Source organism: Leifsonia sp. 10L418, assembly GCF_056395445.1.
The window spans coordinates 16,196-31,216 of record NZ_JBFTJN010000006.1; the positions used below are offsets into that span (position 1 = coordinate 16,196).

At 65.9% G+C, this 15,021-nt stretch carries 15 protein-coding genes and 1 pseudogene; 9 read left to right on the forward strand and 7 right to left on the reverse strand.

Going from position 1 to position 15,021, the window contains the following annotated elements; all coding sequences use genetic code 11:
* Position 1 precedes the first annotated feature (1 nt).
* Complete coding sequence (locus AC1DCF_RS12865) at positions 2 to 862, reverse strand: hypothetical protein (protein WP_477211349.1); 861 nt, start codon at positions 860 to 862, stop codon at positions 2 to 4.
* A gap of 482 nt (positions 863 to 1,344) precedes the next feature.
* Between AC1DCF_RS12865 and AC1DCF_RS12870 the strand changes: the two are divergent.
* Positions 1,345 to 1,429 (forward strand): annotated as a pseudogene (locus AC1DCF_RS12870) (DUF1232 domain-containing protein); the annotation flags it as partial.
* 165 nt (positions 1,430 to 1,594) lie between these two features.
* Here the strand turns inward: AC1DCF_RS12870 and AC1DCF_RS12875 are convergent.
* Positions 1,595 to 2,149, reverse strand: a complete 555-nt coding sequence (locus tag AC1DCF_RS12875) for an isochorismatase family protein (RefSeq protein WP_477211350.1) — start codon at positions 2,147 to 2,149, stop codon at positions 1,595 to 1,597.
* 340 nt (positions 2,150 to 2,489) lie between these two features.
* Entirely contained in the window at positions 2,490 to 3,167 is a 678-nt protein-coding gene (locus AC1DCF_RS12880; RefSeq protein WP_477211351.1) for a TetR/AcrR family transcriptional regulator, read from the reverse strand.
* Between the two features lie 84 nt (positions 3,168 to 3,251).
* On the opposite strand from AC1DCF_RS12880, the gene paaA reads away from it, so the two are divergent.
* Genes paaA through AC1DCF_RS12910 form a run of 6 tightly spaced genes read left to right on the forward strand, consistent with a single transcriptional unit; the run spans position 3,252 to position 8,102 of the window.
* Entirely contained in the window at positions 3,252 to 4,310 is a 1,059-nt protein-coding gene (gene paaA / locus AC1DCF_RS12885; protein ID WP_477211565.1) for a 1,2-phenylacetyl-CoA epoxidase subunit PaaA, read from the forward strand.
* A complete protein-coding gene (gene paaB / locus AC1DCF_RS12890) occupies positions 4,307 to 4,615 on the forward strand; it encodes a 1,2-phenylacetyl-CoA epoxidase subunit PaaB (RefSeq protein WP_441790264.1) in 309 nt (102 codons plus the stop codon). Before paaA ends, paaB begins: the two co-directional genes overlap by 4 nt.
* Positions 4,612 to 5,466, forward strand: a complete 855-nt coding sequence (paaC, locus tag AC1DCF_RS12895) for a 1,2-phenylacetyl-CoA epoxidase subunit PaaC (protein ID WP_477211352.1) — start codon at positions 4,612 to 4,614, stop codon at positions 5,464 to 5,466. Before paaB ends, paaC begins: the two co-directional genes overlap by 4 nt.
* Entirely contained in the window at positions 5,460 to 6,056 is a 597-nt protein-coding gene (gene paaD, locus AC1DCF_RS12900) for a 1,2-phenylacetyl-CoA epoxidase subunit PaaD (RefSeq protein WP_477211353.1), read from the forward strand. The genes paaC and paaD overlap by 7 nt, the downstream gene beginning before the upstream one ends.
* A gap of 11 nt (positions 6,057 to 6,067) precedes the next feature.
* A complete protein-coding gene (paaE, locus tag AC1DCF_RS12905; protein ID WP_477211354.1) occupies positions 6,068 to 7,276 on the forward strand; it encodes a 1,2-phenylacetyl-CoA epoxidase subunit PaaE in 1,209 nt (402 codons plus the stop codon).
* A 46-nt stretch (positions 7,277 to 7,322) separates the two neighbouring features.
* Entirely contained in the window at positions 7,323 to 8,102 is a 780-nt protein-coding gene (locus AC1DCF_RS12910) for an enoyl-CoA hydratase/isomerase family protein (protein WP_477211355.1), read from the forward strand.
* A 370-nt stretch (positions 8,103 to 8,472) separates the two neighbouring features.
* On the opposite strand, the gene AC1DCF_RS12915 is transcribed toward AC1DCF_RS12910, so the two are convergent.
* From AC1DCF_RS12915 to AC1DCF_RS12930, 4 genes are all read right to left on the reverse strand, one after another.
* The gene (locus AC1DCF_RS12915; RefSeq protein WP_477211356.1) at positions 8,473 to 9,945 is read right to left on the reverse strand and encodes a dihydrolipoamide acetyltransferase family protein; all 1,473 of its coding nucleotides are present in this window, start codon (positions 9,943 to 9,945) and stop codon (positions 8,473 to 8,475) included.
* Between the two features lie 5 nt (positions 9,946 to 9,950).
* Positions 9,951 to 11,042, reverse strand: coding sequence for an alpha-ketoacid dehydrogenase subunit beta (locus AC1DCF_RS12920; protein WP_477211357.1), 1,092 nt, complete (start codon positions 11,040 to 11,042; stop codon positions 9,951 to 9,953).
* A complete protein-coding gene (gene pdhA / locus AC1DCF_RS12925) occupies positions 11,039 to 12,160 on the reverse strand; it encodes a pyruvate dehydrogenase (acetyl-transferring) E1 component subunit alpha (RefSeq protein WP_477211358.1) in 1,122 nt (373 codons plus the stop codon). Before pdhA ends, AC1DCF_RS12920 begins: the two co-directional genes overlap by 4 nt.
* Positions 12,161 to 12,269: 109 nt before the next feature.
* The gene (locus AC1DCF_RS12930) at positions 12,270 to 12,737 is read right to left on the reverse strand and encodes an Lrp/AsnC family transcriptional regulator (protein ID WP_441790257.1); all 468 of its coding nucleotides are present in this window, start codon (positions 12,735 to 12,737) and stop codon (positions 12,270 to 12,272) included.
* 162 nt (positions 12,738 to 12,899) lie between these two features.
* Between AC1DCF_RS12930 and AC1DCF_RS12935 the strand changes: the two genes are divergently transcribed.
* Both AC1DCF_RS12935 and AC1DCF_RS12940 read left to right on the forward strand, forming a co-directional pair.
* Positions 12,900 to 13,583: a potassium channel family protein gene (locus AC1DCF_RS12935; protein WP_477211359.1), complete on the forward strand. Its 684-nt coding sequence runs from the start codon at positions 12,900 to 12,902 to the stop codon at positions 13,581 to 13,583.
* Positions 13,580 to 14,893 carry an ion channel protein gene (locus AC1DCF_RS12940; protein ID WP_477211360.1) on the forward strand — a complete coding sequence of 438 codons (1,314 nt, stop codon included), beginning with the start codon at positions 13,580 to 13,582 and terminating at the stop codon, positions 14,891 to 14,893. The genes AC1DCF_RS12935 and AC1DCF_RS12940 overlap by 4 nt, the downstream gene beginning before the upstream one ends.
* Positions 14,894 to 15,021: the final 128 nt, after the last annotated feature.

A 15,021-nucleotide genomic window follows, 5' to 3' on the forward strand; every position in this document is an offset into this window, starting at 1 on the left:
GTCAGCTCGTCGCGAGGGAATGCTGCCAGAGGCGGTGGCTCGAGCGGTTGCTCACGGGGAGTGAGAGCAAGATCATCGGTGCGGTTCCGAGCAGCATGATCGCGTAGTACGACGGGGAGCTCATGTCCAACACCCAGGAACAGGCCGAGACAATCGTCGCTGTCGCGAGGCCGATGGATGCGATCCAGATGTCGCGCAGGGCGGAGGCGCGCAAGGCGTCGTCCCACTGCAGCTCGAGTTCGGTCGCCGCCGGCTGCGAGATGGTCAGAAGCTGTCGGCTCAGCACAGCCACGCCGATCAGGCCAACGATCGAGAGCACCGACAACGCCACCACTCCGCCGAGAGGAAGGCCGGCATTTCCCGGATTCGTCGGGAGGGCGCCGGTGACCAGCCCAATCGTGAGGGACGCCCCGAAGGCCGTTCCTCCTGTGGCGGCCCAGACCCATCCCGGATTCACATAGTCGGTCAGGGTTGGCGCTTCGAGGCGCGCGACTCGTGAGGTGCCAGAGCCGCCTCGAAGTGGAAACTGGCGGAGGGTCGACACCGCGCCGCCGGTGGCCGGTGCTGCCATGAGGACTCCGCTCACGGCGAATCCGGCGAGACCGGTGGGAACAAGTTGAGGCGCGACGAGGACCACCACGCCGAACGTCACGAGCGCGACGAGGGCGCCTAGCGAGAAACCGATGTAGCCATCGCGGATGCGACGATCGACGCGATCAACTATTTCGGGCGTGACAGGGAGGCCAATGCGTTCGGTGAAGGCCAACACGAGGTACTCGCGCCGATTCCGAGCCGAACGATAGATCAGGCCGAGAATCAGCCCGACCGCGGCGACCGCGAGAAATCCCCATGTAAAAGCCATTGCGCGACATCCCCTTTGTAGCAAGCTTGTATCAACCCTAGCCTCATCTGGTTGTCGGGTCACCCGTCCGGATCCAGAGCGTGGACGCCGCACGTAAATGAGGAGATTCTGCGACTCGCCGCCTGGGGGCGCCGGGTTCGTGCGGTGTGTCGCAGAATCTCCTCCCTTACGTTGCGCTCGATCAGGAGCGGATGCCGGTGGTCGAGCGAGAATGGGGAGATGGCGTCAACCGATCGTGCAGCGATGCTCTTCCGCCCGCGCGGGAGCGGCTCATGACGACCTGGTGGGAGGTCGCGCTGAGCGTGCTCGGCGGGTTGCTGATCCTCTGGCTGGCTCTCGTTCTGGTTCTCTGGATTGAGCAGCGCCGGCATCCGGGCGGTGCTTCGCTTCGCGACCTCGTTCGACTCGCGCCCGACGTAGCGCGGCTGCTCAAACGCCTTGCCTCAGATCGAACGGTGTCGGGTGGTGTTCGAATCTGGCTCGCGGTTCTTCTGCTCTACCTCCTGTCACCGATCGACTTGATTCCGGATTTCATCCCCGTTCTCGGCTATGCCGACGACGCCATCGTCGTCGCGATCGCTCTGCGATTCGCGACGCGTCGGGCGGGCAGCGACGCGGTGGAGCGGCATTGGCCGGGAACACCCGAAGGGTTGTCAGCCGTGCTCCGGCTGGCTGGGTTGAATTCTTCCGCGTAGTTCGGTCGGCATGCGGGTGGTCAGGCTGCCCCATTGATCAGCCGTTGAAGCTCACATCTTCCGTCGCTGAAACGCCGGCGACCCGACCTGGCGCATCCTGATATTGCCAATAGAGGTTGATGTGGGCGATGGTCACCTCGGGTGGCGGAGCGCCCCACGCGGTGAGGTCGTTTGTCGTGTGCGCGTCGCCAACGAGGGTGACATCGAAGCCGCGAGTGAAGGCGCCGTGGATCGTGGAGCGGATACAGGCATCCGTTTCAGCACCGGTCACGATCAGGCGTCCGACGCCGGCGTCGGCCAGCACCTCAGCAAGGTCAGTGCCCTCAAAAGAGTCGCCGTACAGCTTGTGGATGAGGGGCTCCGACTCCCGGCGGGACAGCTCGCTCACGAACCCCCACGTCGCGCTTCCCCGGGCCATTTCCTCGGAAGAGTGCTGCACCCAGACGATGGTCACGCCCTCGGCGCGCGCCTTGTCAACCAGCGTGTTGATGTTCGAGATGACTGCATCCCGCTGATAGGCCCCATCCACGACACCTTTCTGAGCGTCGATCACGATGAGCGCGGTGTTCGGTCGATCGGGCAGCGTAGTCATGACTCTCTCCCTTGCCGGTCGGACGTACTCCTCCAACAAAAGTATGCCGATCCACCGGCAATGAATATCGGTGCAGTTCGGCCGGTTTCGTGGACACCGCACTTAAGGGAGGAGATTCTGCAACTCGCCGCCTCGGGCCGCCAGGCTTGCGCGGTATGTCGCCGAATCTCCTCCGTTGCGTTGGGCTTGATTGGAGATGCGGATGCCGTTGGTCGAGCTTGTCGAGACCTCGTGGGCCGATCCTCAGACGCGACCCAGGCTCAGAGATCGGCTCGCGAGATCTCGAGACGCGGCCGACTCTGTCGGCTGCTCCTCGATCAACGAGGGGTGTTTAGTCGGCTCAGCGGCCGTCGTGCACCCGAAGGCCATCGAAGGCGACCGTGATCACGTCATCCGCCAGCTGGTCCTGGGTCAGGGATCCGCCCGGCTTGTACCACTCGACGATCGAGTTGATCATGCCGAACAGCAGCCGCGTCGTCGTGCGGGCGTCGACATCCGCACGCAAAGTTCCCGCATCGCGGGCCTCCTCGACCAGGGTTGAGACCGCGTTGTCGAACTCGCGGCGGCGGGCGAGCGCATCGCGCTCCAGCTCGGTGTTGCCGCGCAGGCGCAGCAGCAGTGTGACGTACGGAAGCTCCTCGACGAGCACCTTGACCGCACCACGCAATACATAGCGCAGGCGCTCATCGGCGGCCCCCTCGGTCGCGCCGGGCTGGGTCAGGATGCCTTCAAGCTCGCCCAGCGCGCGCTCGAGAGCCATGCGCAGCAGATCCTCTTTGCTGCTCACGTGGTAGTAAACCGCTGACTTGCTCGTGCCGAGACGTTCGGCCAGCAGCCCCATCGAGGTGGCGTCATAGCCATAGTCGTTGAACGCGGCGACGGCGATGTCGAGCACGGCCGGGAGGTCATAGGGCGCGCGTCCGCTGCGACCGTTTCCGCCGCCGCCGGCGCTGCTGCCAGCGCCGCCGTTCGTTCCGCCACCGGTGGCCGGGGAGCCGGTCTCTGCTGAGGGATTCATGAGAACACGACTCTATCCGAAGACCGATCTTGATCGCGGTGGCCCGCCGTGATAGTTTTACTGAACGATCGGTAAGTGGTAGCAATGAAGCTCACCGGAACCAGCGGCTTTCGTGGCCTCAGAGCAAGGAGGCTCCTCGTGGATACCCCCAGTGGCACCGCCGACGAAGTCGGCCAGGCACGGTTCGACGAAATCATCGCCGCCGACAGCCGGGTAGAGCCGACCGACTGGATGCCGGAGGGCTACCGCAAGACCCTCGTGCGCCAGATTTCGCAGCATGCGCATTCCGAGATCATCGGCATGCAGCCGGAGGGCAACTGGATCACCCGCGCGCCCAGTCTCAAGCGCAAGGCGATCCTGATGGCCAAGGTGCAAGACGAAGCCGGCCACGGACTCTACCTCTACTCCGCCGCCCAGACGCTCGGCGTCGACCGCGAGACCATGTTCGACCAGCTGATCACCGGCAAGGCCAAGTACTCGTCGATCTTCAACTACCTCAGCCCGACCTGGGCCGACATGGGTTCGATCGGCTGGCTCGTCGACGGCGCCGCAATCTGCAACCAGGTGCCGCTGTGCCGGGCATCCTATGGCCCCTACGCCCGCGCGATGGTGCGCATCTGCAAAGAGGAATCGTTCCACCAGCGTCAAGGCTTCGAGATTCTGCTGTCGTTGATGAACGGATCCGACGAGCAGAAGGCCATGGCCCAAGAGTCGGTCAATCGTTGGTACGCGCCGGCCCTGATGATGTTCGGCCCGCCGGATGGCGACTCGCCGAACTCGCAGCAGAGCATGGCCTGGAACATCAAGCGCTTCGGCAACGACGAGCTGCGCCAGCGCTTCGTCGACATGCTCGTTCCCCAGGCCGAGATTCTTGGCGTCACCCTGCCAGACCCCGACATTGCCTGGAACGAAGAGCGCGGCCACTACGACTTCGGCGAACTCGATTGGACCGAGTTCCACGAGGTGCTGGCCGGCCGCGGCCAGGCCAACACCGTGCGGGTGAACCGTCGGCGCGACGCCCACGAGGGCGGCGAATGGGTGCGCGAAGCAGCCCGCGTCTACGCCGACAAGAAGCAGGCCGACAACCAGGCCGACAAGCAGGCCGACAACGCCCAGAACGAGACCCAGAGGATCGCATCATGACCAGCCCCGGAGATTCAGGCAAGCGCGAGACGTGGCCGCTGTGGGAAGTCTTCATCCGCTCGTCCCGCGGTCTGTCCCACGTGCACGCCGGTTCGCTGCACGCCCCCGACGAAATCATGGCCGTGCGCAACGCCCGCGACCTCTACACGCGCCGCGGCGAGGGAGTGTCGGTGTGGGTCGTTCCCGCGTCGGCAATCACCGCGTCAGATCCGGATGCGAAGGGTGCATTTTTCGAGTCCCCGCAGGGCAAGGACTACCGTCACGCGACCTACTACACGGCCTCCGAAACGGTGCCCCACCTATGAGTACCGCAGCCGGCACCCACGCCTCGGCCTCGCAGATCCCACGGATCGGCAACGCCTCGGTCGTCACGCCCGAGTCGATCGCCGAGTCGATCGAACGCACCGACCTCGTCGCATCCGATGCCGTGGCCGAGTACGCCCTCGGACTCGGCGATGACGCGCTGATTCTCGCGCAACGCCTGGGGGAGTGGATCGCGAACGCCCCTGAAATCGAAGAGGACATCGCGCTCGGCAACATCGGCCTCGACGTGCTCGGCCACGCCCGCAGCCTGCTCACCTACGCCGGTTCCGCCTGGGGCAAGAGCGAAGACGACCTCGCCTATTTCCGCTCCGAGTCCGAGTTCCGCTGCCGCCAGCTGTTCGAGCAGCCAAACGGCGACTTCGCGCAGACCATTGCGAAGCAGCTGATCGCATCCGTCTATTTCGACCTGCTCTACCGCGAGCTGTCGAACTCGGCCGACCCGATGCTCGCCGCGATCGCGGCCAAGGCGGTCAAGGAGGTCGACTACCACCTCGATCACAGCATTCAGTGGCTGCTGCGGCTCGGCCTCGGCACCGACGAGTCGCACCGTCGAATGCAGCGCGGGCTCGACGCGATGTGGCCGTTTGCCGATGAACTCTTTCGGGACGAGCCCGCCGCGGCCGCGCTGCCGGGCATCGCCGCTGACTCGGCGCGGATGCGCGCGGGGTTCGATGCCACAGTTCCGAAGCTGATCGAGGATGCCGGTCTCACGGTTCCGACGATGCAGCCGGTGCGCGGCGGTGGGCGTGACGGCGTGCATTCCGAGGCCCTCGGCACGCTGCTCGCCGAGATGCAGGTGCTCGCTCGCGCGCACCCGGGAGCATCATGGTAGCCACCGTTTTGGATTCTCGAGTCGATCAGGCAACGACTCCCGCGGCGCTGTCCGCCGCGGAGCTTGACGCTGCAACAGCTCTCGAAACCGAAGCTCGCCCGCTGCCCGCGAGCGACGCCGACCGCGCCGCCTGGGCCATCGCGGCCACGGTCTGTGACCCCGAAGTTCCGGTGCTGACGATTGAAGACCTGGGCGTGCTGCGCCGCGTCAACGTCACCGACGGTGCGGTTTCGGTCGACATCACGCCCACCTACTCCGGCTGCCCAGCCGTCGACGCCATGCGCGACGACATCGTGACGGCGCTCACTCAGCACGGCTACACGAACGTGACGGTCAACGTGGTGCTGGCCCCCGCCTGGACCACTGACTGGCTGAGCGACGCCGGCCGGGCGAAGCTGGAGGAGTACGGGATCGCAGCCCCGGCTGCTCGCCAACCCGGCGGCAAAGTGAGCCTGGGCCTCGGCATCCGCTGCCCGCACTGCGGCTCGCTGCACACGCGCGAACTTTCCCGCTTCGGCTCCACCTCGTGCAAGGCACTCTACGTGTGCCAGCGCTGCCAGGAGCCGTTCGACTACTTCAAGGAACACTGAGAATGACAGCCATGACGACTGCCGATTCGACAACTGCAGACTCGACGACGACCGGCGCCACGGATGCGACGAATGCGACGCCAGTCGATCCGACGGATGCGGCGGCGTCCGACTCCCGCATCATCCCGACCCGGCGACGCGCGCGCTTTCACTCGCTGACCGTTTCGGCGGTGCGCCCACTCACCGCGGATTCGGTGGAGATCACCTTCGCCGTTCCCGACGAGCTGGCCGGCAAGTACGACTATGCGCCGGGGCAGTACATCGCGATCCGCACCTCGCTCGGCGGCGAAGACGTGCGTCGCAGCTATTCGATCTGCCAGGCGCCGGTCGCCGGTGAGCTGAAGGTCGCGATCAAGCGCGACCTCGGCGGACTGTTCTCGACCTGGGCCATCGAGAACCTGCAGCCCGGTATGCAGATCGACGTGATGAGCCCGGAGGGCCGGTTCACCTCGCAGGTGCCCGTGCGCGCCAACGCGCACTATGTGGCGATTGCCGCCGGCTCGGGAATCACCCCGGTGATGGCCCTGATCGAGGGAACCCTCAAGGCGTCGCCCGGCAATACGTTCTCGCTCGTCTATTCCAACCGCACCGCGATGGACACGATGTTCGTCGACGAACTCGCCGACCTGAAAGACCGCTACCCCGCCAGGCTCGCGCTCTATCACGTGCTCACTCGCGAGCGCCGGAGTTCAGAGTTGCTCTCCGGCCGCCTCGACGCCGAGAAGGTGCGCAGCATCCTCGACGCGCTGATCAGCCCGGCGAATGTTGACGAATGGTTCATCTGCGGCCCGTTCGATCTCGTTCAGCTCTGCCGCGACACCCTCGCCGAGCTGGGCGTCGACGTGTCGGCCATCCGCTACGAACTCTTTACGACCGACCGCCCCGACAACCTCACCGGGCAAGCCGGGCGGCCTGTTCTTCCGCGCGATGACGATCAGGTGCACAGTATTTCGTTTGTGCTCGACGGCACGACGGCCACGGTGACGAGTCCGGTGCACAGCAACGAGAGCATCCTGAACGCGGCGTTGCGCGTGCGCGGTGACGTGCCGTTCGCCTGTGCGGGCGGCGTCTGCGGCACCTGCCGCGCGGTGCTCACCGAGGGCACCGTCGACATGGTCGAAAACTACGCGCTCGAGCCCGAGGAATTGGCGCGTGGTTATGTGCTCACCTGCCAGGCTGTTCCCACGAGCGAGAAGGTCTGCGTCAACTACGACGCGTGACCGTGAGTGTGTTGACGTCGCATCCGCTGCGAATTGAAGGAGTGTCATGCCCGTTGAAGTGACCATCGCCGGCGGCGTCGCCGAGATCGTTCTGAATGACCCGGCCAAGCTCAACTCGCTCGACGAGAGTGCGATCGCCGGTCTCTCGAGTGCGCTGACGGAGGCGCATGAGGCGGGTGTGCGTGCGCTTCTGCTGCGCGGCGAAGGGCGTGCGTTCTGTGCCGGGCGGGACATTTCGGGGGTCGATCCGGCGACGGATGACGCGCGCGGCTACCTGGATGACGTGGTCACTCCGCTGCTGCGTCAGCTCGCGAACTTTCCCGCACCGACCTTCGCCGCGGCGCAAGGCGCCTGCCTCGGCGTCGGCCTCGGATTGTTGATCGCGACGGATGTGGTTTACGTGGCAGACACCGCGAAGATCGGATCCCCGTTCGCGAACCTCGGGGCGACGCTCGATTCGGGGGGACATGCGCTCTTCGTCGAACGGCTCGGCGCGCATCGCACGCTCGATCTGATCTACACGGCAGAGTTGATGAGTGGGGCGGAAGCCGTGGCGGCCGGTCTGTTCAGCCGGGCTGTTGCGGAGGATTCCCTGCTCGACTTCACCCGGGAGCGAGTCGCGAAGGTGGCGACCGGCGCGACTGGTGCATTCCTGGCAAGCAAGGCCCTCGTGGCGCGGTTGCGGGACGAGCGGATCGGGCTCTGGACCTCACTCGCCGACGAGAATGCGGCGCAGGGTGCGCTCTGCGCGACCGACGACTACCGGGAGGGCTTCGCGGCGTTCCAGCAGAAGCGGCGTCCGGTGTTCACGGGGTCGCGCGTCTAGCGTCCCAGCAGTCGCTCATGTTCAGCCTTGAGCACCCGCAGCTCTCCCAAGAGGCTGGAGGCTTCCACAGCTGAACATTATCGACACATCGTTGATCGAGGAGCAGCCGACGGAGGAGGCCGCGTCTCGAGATCCAGCGAGACGATCCTCGAACCTGGGTCGCGTGTGAACGGAGCTGTGACGTTCGCAACTGCGGAGATTCTTCAGAAAGGTGTGGAATTCGGGGCGGAATTCCCCGAATCACACGAAATCTCCGCTGCGGGGAACGGCGCTCATCGGCCTTCTGGCTAGCGTCGCTCAGGCCGAGAATCCGCCGCGCGGGGTGAACTCACCCCGCGCGGCGGCGTTCAACCCGCGCAACGCAGTAGAACTACACGTTGCCGAGCAGCAGCAGCGGCTCCTCGATGCAGCGCGCCACATAGGTGAGAAAACCGGATGCGACATCGCCGTCACAGACACGGTGGTCGAACACGAACGAGAGTTGCATCACGCGACGCACCGCCAACTCCCCATCGACGACCCACGGGCGCTCAAGCACTCGCCCGATTCCGAGCATCGCCACCTCGGGGAAGTTGATGATCGGGGTGGAGCCGTCGACGCCGAACCCGCCGTAATTGTTCAGGGTGAAGGTGCCGCCCGACAGCGTGCCGGGCCCGAATTCGCCCTTCTCGCTGGCGGTGACGAGAGTCACGATCGCATCCCGCAGCTGACTGGTCGTCATGTCCTGCGCGTTGTGCACGACCGGAACCATCAGCCCGCGCGGCGTCTGCGCAGCCAGCCCGAGGTTGATCCGCCCGTGCTGGATGATCGCCTGACCGTCGGCGCTCAGCGACGAGTTGAGGATCGGATATTGCCGCAGCCCGGCGACGACGAAACGCGCGATCAACGCAGTCAGGCTGAACCGCTCGCCCGTGGACTTCTGCAGCCGCTCCTTGGCCGTGAACAGTTCGGTCGCGTCGACGTCAAGCCAGATCGTCGCCTCGGGAATCTCCCGGCGCGACCGACTGAGGCGCTCAGCCACGACCTTGCGCAGACCGGTGATCGGGATGCGCAGATCGTCGGTACCGAGGTGCGGCACCGCGTCGGGCACGACGAGGGTCGTCGCCGACGGGCCGGAAGCGGCTGACGGCACGACGGATGCGGCAAGGTCGGTCTCGGTCGTGCCGGGCTCCCTCAGCGTGGCCGAGTTCTGCAACGCGAGCGCGGCAATCGCCGCCTCGACGTCGTCGCGCAGCACGAGGGAATCCGGACCGCTGCCGACCAATTGGCTGGCATCAAAGCCGTGCGATTTCGCCCGCTTGCGCACCAGCGGGGAGACGACGGGGGAGCGCCGGCTCGGGTCGAGAATGGCCGTCGCGGGAGCCGAGGCCGGCGCGATCGTGCTGGCCCCGAACCGTCCACCGGCCGGCCGCTTCAGCCGCACCGTCGACTCGCTCGTGCCGTAGCCGACGAGAACCGCGCCGGAACCTGCCGCCATCCCCGAATCGAGGGGACGAGCCGCGACGGGAGCCTCAGCATCCACGGGAGCCTCAGCATCCACCGAAACCCCAGCATCCACCGGCAGCTCAGCCCCCACCGGCACCACCGTGATCAACGGCGAACCCTTGTGCACCACCTCGCCGGCCGCGGCGTGCAGCGTCACGACCCGGCCGCCGAATGGCGACGGCAGTTCGACCACGGACTTCGCGGACTCCACCTCGACCACCACCTGGTCGATGGCGATCACGTCGCCGGGCTTGACCAGCCACGTCACGATCTCGGCTTCGGTTAGTCCTTCGCCGAGGTCCGGCAGCAAGAAGTCGTGAGGCATCAGTGAGGCAGGTTTCAGAAGGTCGTTGGGCATTGAGCTCACCATTCCCAGGTGTCGAGAGCGGCGAGCACGCGTTCGGCCGTCGGCAGGTAGTGTTCCTCGAGCTTCGGAGCCGGGTACGGGATGTCGAAACCAGCGATCCGCAAGATCGGTGCGGCAAGGTAGAAGAAGTTGCGCTCAGTCACCCGCGCGGCAACCTCGGCGCCATAGCCGCCGAACTGGGCGGCCTCATGGATGACCGCGGCCCGGCCGGTCTTGCGCACCGACGCGCTCACCGTCGCATCGTCGAACGGGGAGAGGCTGCGGAGGTCGATGACCTCGACCGAGAGTCCCTCCTGCTCGCCGAGCTCGGCCGCGTGCAGCGCGGTCTTCACGGTGGGCCCGTAGGCGAGCAGCGTGACATCGCTGCCTACCCGCAGCACCTGCGCCTCGGTCATCGGGAGTGTCTGCGCGGGCAGAGCCACGTCATCCTTCACCCAATAGCGGCTCTTCGGTTCCAGAAAAATGACCGGGTCGTCGCTCGCGATCGCCTCACGCAGCATCGAATAGGCGTCGGCCGGATTCGACGGGGTGACGACGGTGAGGCCCGGAGTGTGGGTCCAGTACGCCTCCGACGAATCGGAGTGGTGCTCGACGCCGCCGATGCCCCCGGCGTAGGGAATGCGGATGACGATCGGCAGCGTGACCCGGCCCTTCGTGCGGTTGCGCATCTTCGCCAGGTGCGAGGTGATCTGCTCGAACGCGGGGTAGCTGAACGCGTCGAACTGCATTTCGACCACCGGGCGCAGGCCGTACATGGCCATGCCGATCGCGGTGCCGACGATGCCGGATTCGGCCAGCGGCGAATCCCAGACCCGCTCCTCGCCGAATTGCTTCTGCAGGGCATCGGTCACCCGGAACACTCCGCCGAGCGGGCCGACATCCTCTCCGAAGACAACGACGTTCGGGTCCTCGGCAAGGGCGTCGCGGAGTGCGGCATTCAAGGCGCCGGCAATACTCAGCGAGGTGGGAGCCGGCGGGGTGGAGGATGCCGAGGCGTCCGGGGCATCCGGTGTCGCGTGCTGTGTCGCGTTCACGGTGTCCGGCTTGCGGGGCTTCGCAGCAGGGGTCGGGTTGTCGATGATGGTCATGAGGGGGTTCCCGGTTCGATCGAGGCCAACTCGCGGGCGAGAAACTCGCGCTGTTCGAGCAGCGCGGGGCGGGGCTGAGCGTAGATGTGGTCGAAGAGCGAGAGCGGGTCGATCACGGGTGTTTCGTTCATCGCGTCTCGGGTGAGGGTGGCGAGGTCCTCGGCGTCGCTCGTGATCGACAGGCGCACCTCGTCGGTGAGGGCTCCGATGTCGGTCAGGTACTTTTCGAGACGCTCGACCGGGTCGAGTCGGCGCCAGTGCTCGACCTCGGATGCGTCGCGATAGCGGGTGGGGTCATCGGAGTTGGTGTGCGACTCCATCCGGTAGGTGAGGCCCTCGATCATCGTCGGGCCGCCTCCGGTGCGGGCGCGATCGATGCTCGCCGTGATTACCGCGAACATGGCGGCGACATCGTTGCCGTCGACGAAGTAGCCGGGCATGCCGTAGCCGATCGCCCGATCGGCCAGGGTGCGAGCGTGCGACTGCTTGCTGAACGGAACGCTGATCGCATACTGATTGTTCTGAATCACAAAAACTGCCGGAGCCTGCCAGACCGAGGCGAAGTTGAACGCCTCGTGGGCGTCGCCCTCGCTGGTTGACCCGTCGCCGAGAAAGGTGAGCGCGACGGTGTCGTCGTGTTTGAGTTTCGCGGCGGTGGCCAGGCCGACGGCGTGCAGTGCCTGGGTGGCCAGCGGGGTCGATTGCGGGGAGATGCGGTGCTCGTGCGGGTCGAACCCGCCGTGCCAATCACCGCGGAAGAATGACAAGATTTCGACCGGGCTCACCCCGCGGGTGAGCAGCGCGATGGTGTCGCGGTAGGTCGGAAACAGCCAGTCGGTCGGTCCGAGCGCGGCGACGGATGCGATCTCGCAGGCCTCCTGGCCGAGCGCCGACGGGTAGGTGGCGAGGCGCCCCTGCCGGGTGAGCGCGGTGACCTGGGCGTCGAAACGGCGAGCAAGAACCATCTTGCGATACAGATCCAACAGGGTTTCGACGTCCGGAATCGTGAAGCCGGCCGTTTGCTCGCCCTCCACGGCGACGCCGTTCTCGTCGATCAGCCGGATGGGCAGCCGGGTGGGTAAAACCGGGTCAACGGAAGGGGTAGCGACAGTGCTCATGCAGCAATCGTCGACCACCTGGGAGCGAACCGCTAGGGCCTCTCAGCGGTGGATGACAGATGGCTGAGGAGTGCCGAGAGTGCGTGCCATTTGTAGCGTGGAGATGGCGTCAGAGTTGCCACGTGTCCGGGAGCGCACCGGGTGCATTTCCCGCGCGCTCGTCGAGCACGAGGTGCGATCGGGTGGCAATGACGCCGGGCATCTCGTGGATCTGCTGCAGGATGACGGCGCTCAATTTCTCGTGGTCGGGCGCGCTGACCGTCACCACGAAGTCGATGTCGCCGCTGACTGCGAGCACGGACTCGACGAAGGGGAGTTCGGCGAGCGCCGCGGCCATCCCGGGAAAGGACGCGTCGCCGATCGTCACGATGACGAGCGCGGTCACGTTGAGGCCGATCGACTTGCGGTCCACATGAGCGGAGAAGCCGGTGATGACGCCGTTGGCGATGAGGTTCTGCACCCGCTTGTGGGCAGCGGTGCGGGAGATGTGCACGCGTTCGGCCAGGGTGCGGATCGAGAGCCGGGCATCCTTGCTCAGCTCCGCGATGAGGGCGCGGTCAACGCGGTCGACATTCATCCGCTCAGCGTACTAGGGCTCTCGACACGCTCGACCGCAGATCATGGCCAACCACACCCCGCAGGAGTAGCGTGAAGTTTCCCGCTGTGTCCGCGGGCCGCACGCTTCGACGAGGCGCAGACTCGCCGATGACCGTTTCTGCCTGAGTCGAGGAGGTCGCGCATGACTGACACCGCGCCGCCTCCCGTTCCTCCGGCTCACTTCTGGGAGCGCATCGTCGCCTGGACGCCCGGCTACGGCACCGTCATGCTCCTCATCGGTATTGCCTACGCGTTGTGCGCTGCGCAGACCGGACTTCAACCGAGCGCCCTGGCCCTTCTCGTGCAACTCCTCACTGTCGGGGTGATCTTTCGGGTCGCCGAAGTGAAGAAGGTCATCCGGGACGTCGCAACCGTGGTTCTCATCGTCTCCGCCGTCGGCATCGCGCTCGTCTGGATCTCCGGTGCCGAGGGAACCTGGGTCAAGGTGGCCATGACGACCGCCGCTGTCGTCTTCTATGGAGTCGCCCCCGCGGCGGTCATCGGTCATCAAATCCATCGCGACGTCATCGACGCGCAGACCATCTTCGCCGTTGTCGCGGCCTACATTTTGATCGGGATGTTTTTCACCTTCGCGTATGTCTTGGCGAGTGTCGAGGGCAACATCTTCAAGGGCGAGGGGGTCGGCTCCTTGTCAGAGGTCTTGTTCTTCTCTTTCACGTCGCTCAGCACCACGGGATACGGCAACTTCGTTCCGGTCACGGCCACTGGCCAGACCCTCGCCATCGCCGAGATTCTCGCCGGGCAATTGTTCATCGGGTTGGCCATCGCCCGGGTCGTCACCGCCTGGATGCCGAGACGCAAGTGAGCGGCAACGCCGACGGCGGGCCGACCCCCACGCCGATCGACCTCACTCCTCGCACACTGATCGTTCTGTCGCTTCCGGCGATCGCCATCGGGGTGGTCTCTGCCGTCGTGTTGTTCGCCCTCGACGAGCTCGCCCATTTTCTTCAAGACTTTCTCTGGCAAACCGTGCCCGGCTGGGTCGGAGCCGACCCCACCTCCGGCTGGTGGATCTTCGGCACGCTGAGCCTCACGGGGCTGGCGGTCGGCCTGATCGTGGCGTTCGTACCCGGTCATGGGGGCCGCGACAGTGCGACGACAGAGCTCATCGCACCACCGCTTCCGCTGATCGCCCTTCCCTCGCTTGCTGTGGTGGCCGTGCTGGGGCTTGCCGGCGGGGTCAGTCTCGGCCCCGAAAACCCGATCATCGCGATCAACACGGCGCTGCTCGTCGTCCTGGTGCGTTGGATCGCGCCGAAGATTCCCACCACCATGGTCGTCATGCTCGTCGCCTCGGGAACCATCGGCGCGCTGTTCGGCACTCCGGTCGCGGCCGCACTGGTCTTCACCGGTATCGTCGCCGCGTTGAAAACCGGAGGGTCACTTTTCGACCGGCTGTTTCTGCCTCTGGTTTCGGCCGGCGCCGGGGCGATGACCATGTCGGTGCTCGGGCCACCGCTGGCGATCCTGAAGCTCCCTCCCCTCGGAGTCCCCAACGGTTTCGATATCGGCGGCAGCATCGTCATTGCAATCGGGGCGACCCTCGTCGGGCTGGCCATCGTCTACATCTTTCCCGTGCTTCACCGGTTCTTCCACGGGCTCGGGAGCCCCATCCTCTTCACCACCCTCGGCGGCGTGATTCTCGGCATTCTCGGTGCGATCGGTGGCCCGATCACCCTGTTCAAGGGCGCCGAGCAATCGGAGGAGCTGTTGAGCAACGCGTCGAGCTACTCCCTGGGCGCACTGGTGCTCATCGTCGTGGTGAAAATCCTCGCCCTGATGATCGCCGCCGCCGCCGGTTTTCGGGGCGGCCGCATTTTTCCGTCGGTGTTCATCGGCGTGGATCTCGGGTTGATCGCGCACGTTCTACTGCCCGACGTGCCGCTCGGTCTCGCCATCGCCAGCGCGACGCTCGGGCTGATTCTGGTGATCGCGCGTGACGGGTGGCTCGCACTGTTTCTGGCCGTTGTCATCGTGGGCGACATCTCGGTGCTCAGCGTGCTGTGCATTTCAATTCTGCCGGCCTGGCTGCTCGTCTCGCGTGCGCCTGAGATGATCGCGCACCCGCCGACACCGGTGGCGCCCATGCCACCGCCGGCCCCAGCGGCCGGTTGACGGCGCACGGTGGCCTGACGTGGCCTGTCGTGGCCTGACGCCGCCTGACACCGTCGACGGACGCGGCCCGACCCCTCCGTCCTCCCGAACTTTCAGCCTGATTCCGAGTAGCCGCGCTACTCTGCTCT

Excerpts from the sequence above, each read along its gene's own strand:
- paaC (WP_477211352.1), top strand. The coding sequence starts at position 4,612 with ATGAGTACCGCAGCCGGCACCCACGCCTCGGCCTCGCAGATCCCACGG.
- AC1DCF_RS12880 (WP_477211351.1), bottom strand. The coding sequence starts at position 3,167 with ATGAATCCCTCAGCAGAGACCGGCTCCCCGGCCACCGGTGGCGGAACG.
- paaD (WP_477211353.1), top strand. The coding sequence starts at position 5,460 with ATGGTAGCCACCGTTTTGGATTCTCGAGTCGATCAGGCAACGACTCCC.
- paaB (WP_441790264.1), top strand. The coding sequence starts at position 4,307 with ATGACCAGCCCCGGAGATTCAGGCAAGCGCGAGACGTGGCCGCTGTGG.
- AC1DCF_RS12930 (WP_441790257.1), bottom strand. The coding sequence starts at position 12,737 with ATGAATGTCGACCGCGTTGACCGCGCCCTCATCGCGGAGCTGAGCAAG.
- pdhA (WP_477211358.1), bottom strand. The coding sequence starts at position 12,160 with ATGAGCACTGTCGCTACCCCTTCCGTTGACCCGGTTTTACCCACCCGG.
- AC1DCF_RS12865 (WP_477211349.1), bottom strand. The coding sequence starts at position 862 with ATGGCTTTTACATGGGGATTTCTCGCGGTCGCCGCGGTCGGGCTGATT.
- paaA (WP_477211565.1), top strand. The coding sequence starts at position 3,252 with ATGAAGCTCACCGGAACCAGCGGCTTTCGTGGCCTCAGAGCAAGGAGG.
- AC1DCF_RS12915 (WP_477211356.1), bottom strand. The coding sequence starts at position 9,945 with ATGCCCAACGACCTTCTGAAACCTGCCTCACTGATGCCTCACGACTTC.
- paaE (WP_477211354.1), top strand. The coding sequence starts at position 6,068 with ATGACGACTGCCGATTCGACAACTGCAGACTCGACGACGACCGGCGCC.
- AC1DCF_RS12910 (WP_477211355.1), top strand. The coding sequence starts at position 7,323 with ATGCCCGTTGAAGTGACCATCGCCGGCGGCGTCGCCGAGATCGTTCTG.
- AC1DCF_RS12875 (WP_477211350.1), bottom strand. The coding sequence starts at position 2,149 with ATGACTACGCTGCCCGATCGACCGAACACCGCGCTCATCGTGATCGAC.
- AC1DCF_RS12920 (WP_477211357.1), bottom strand. The coding sequence starts at position 11,042 with ATGACCATCATCGACAACCCGACCCCTGCTGCGAAGCCCCGCAAGCCG.
- AC1DCF_RS12935 (WP_477211359.1), top strand. The coding sequence starts at position 12,900 with ATGACTGACACCGCGCCGCCTCCCGTTCCTCCGGCTCACTTCTGGGAG.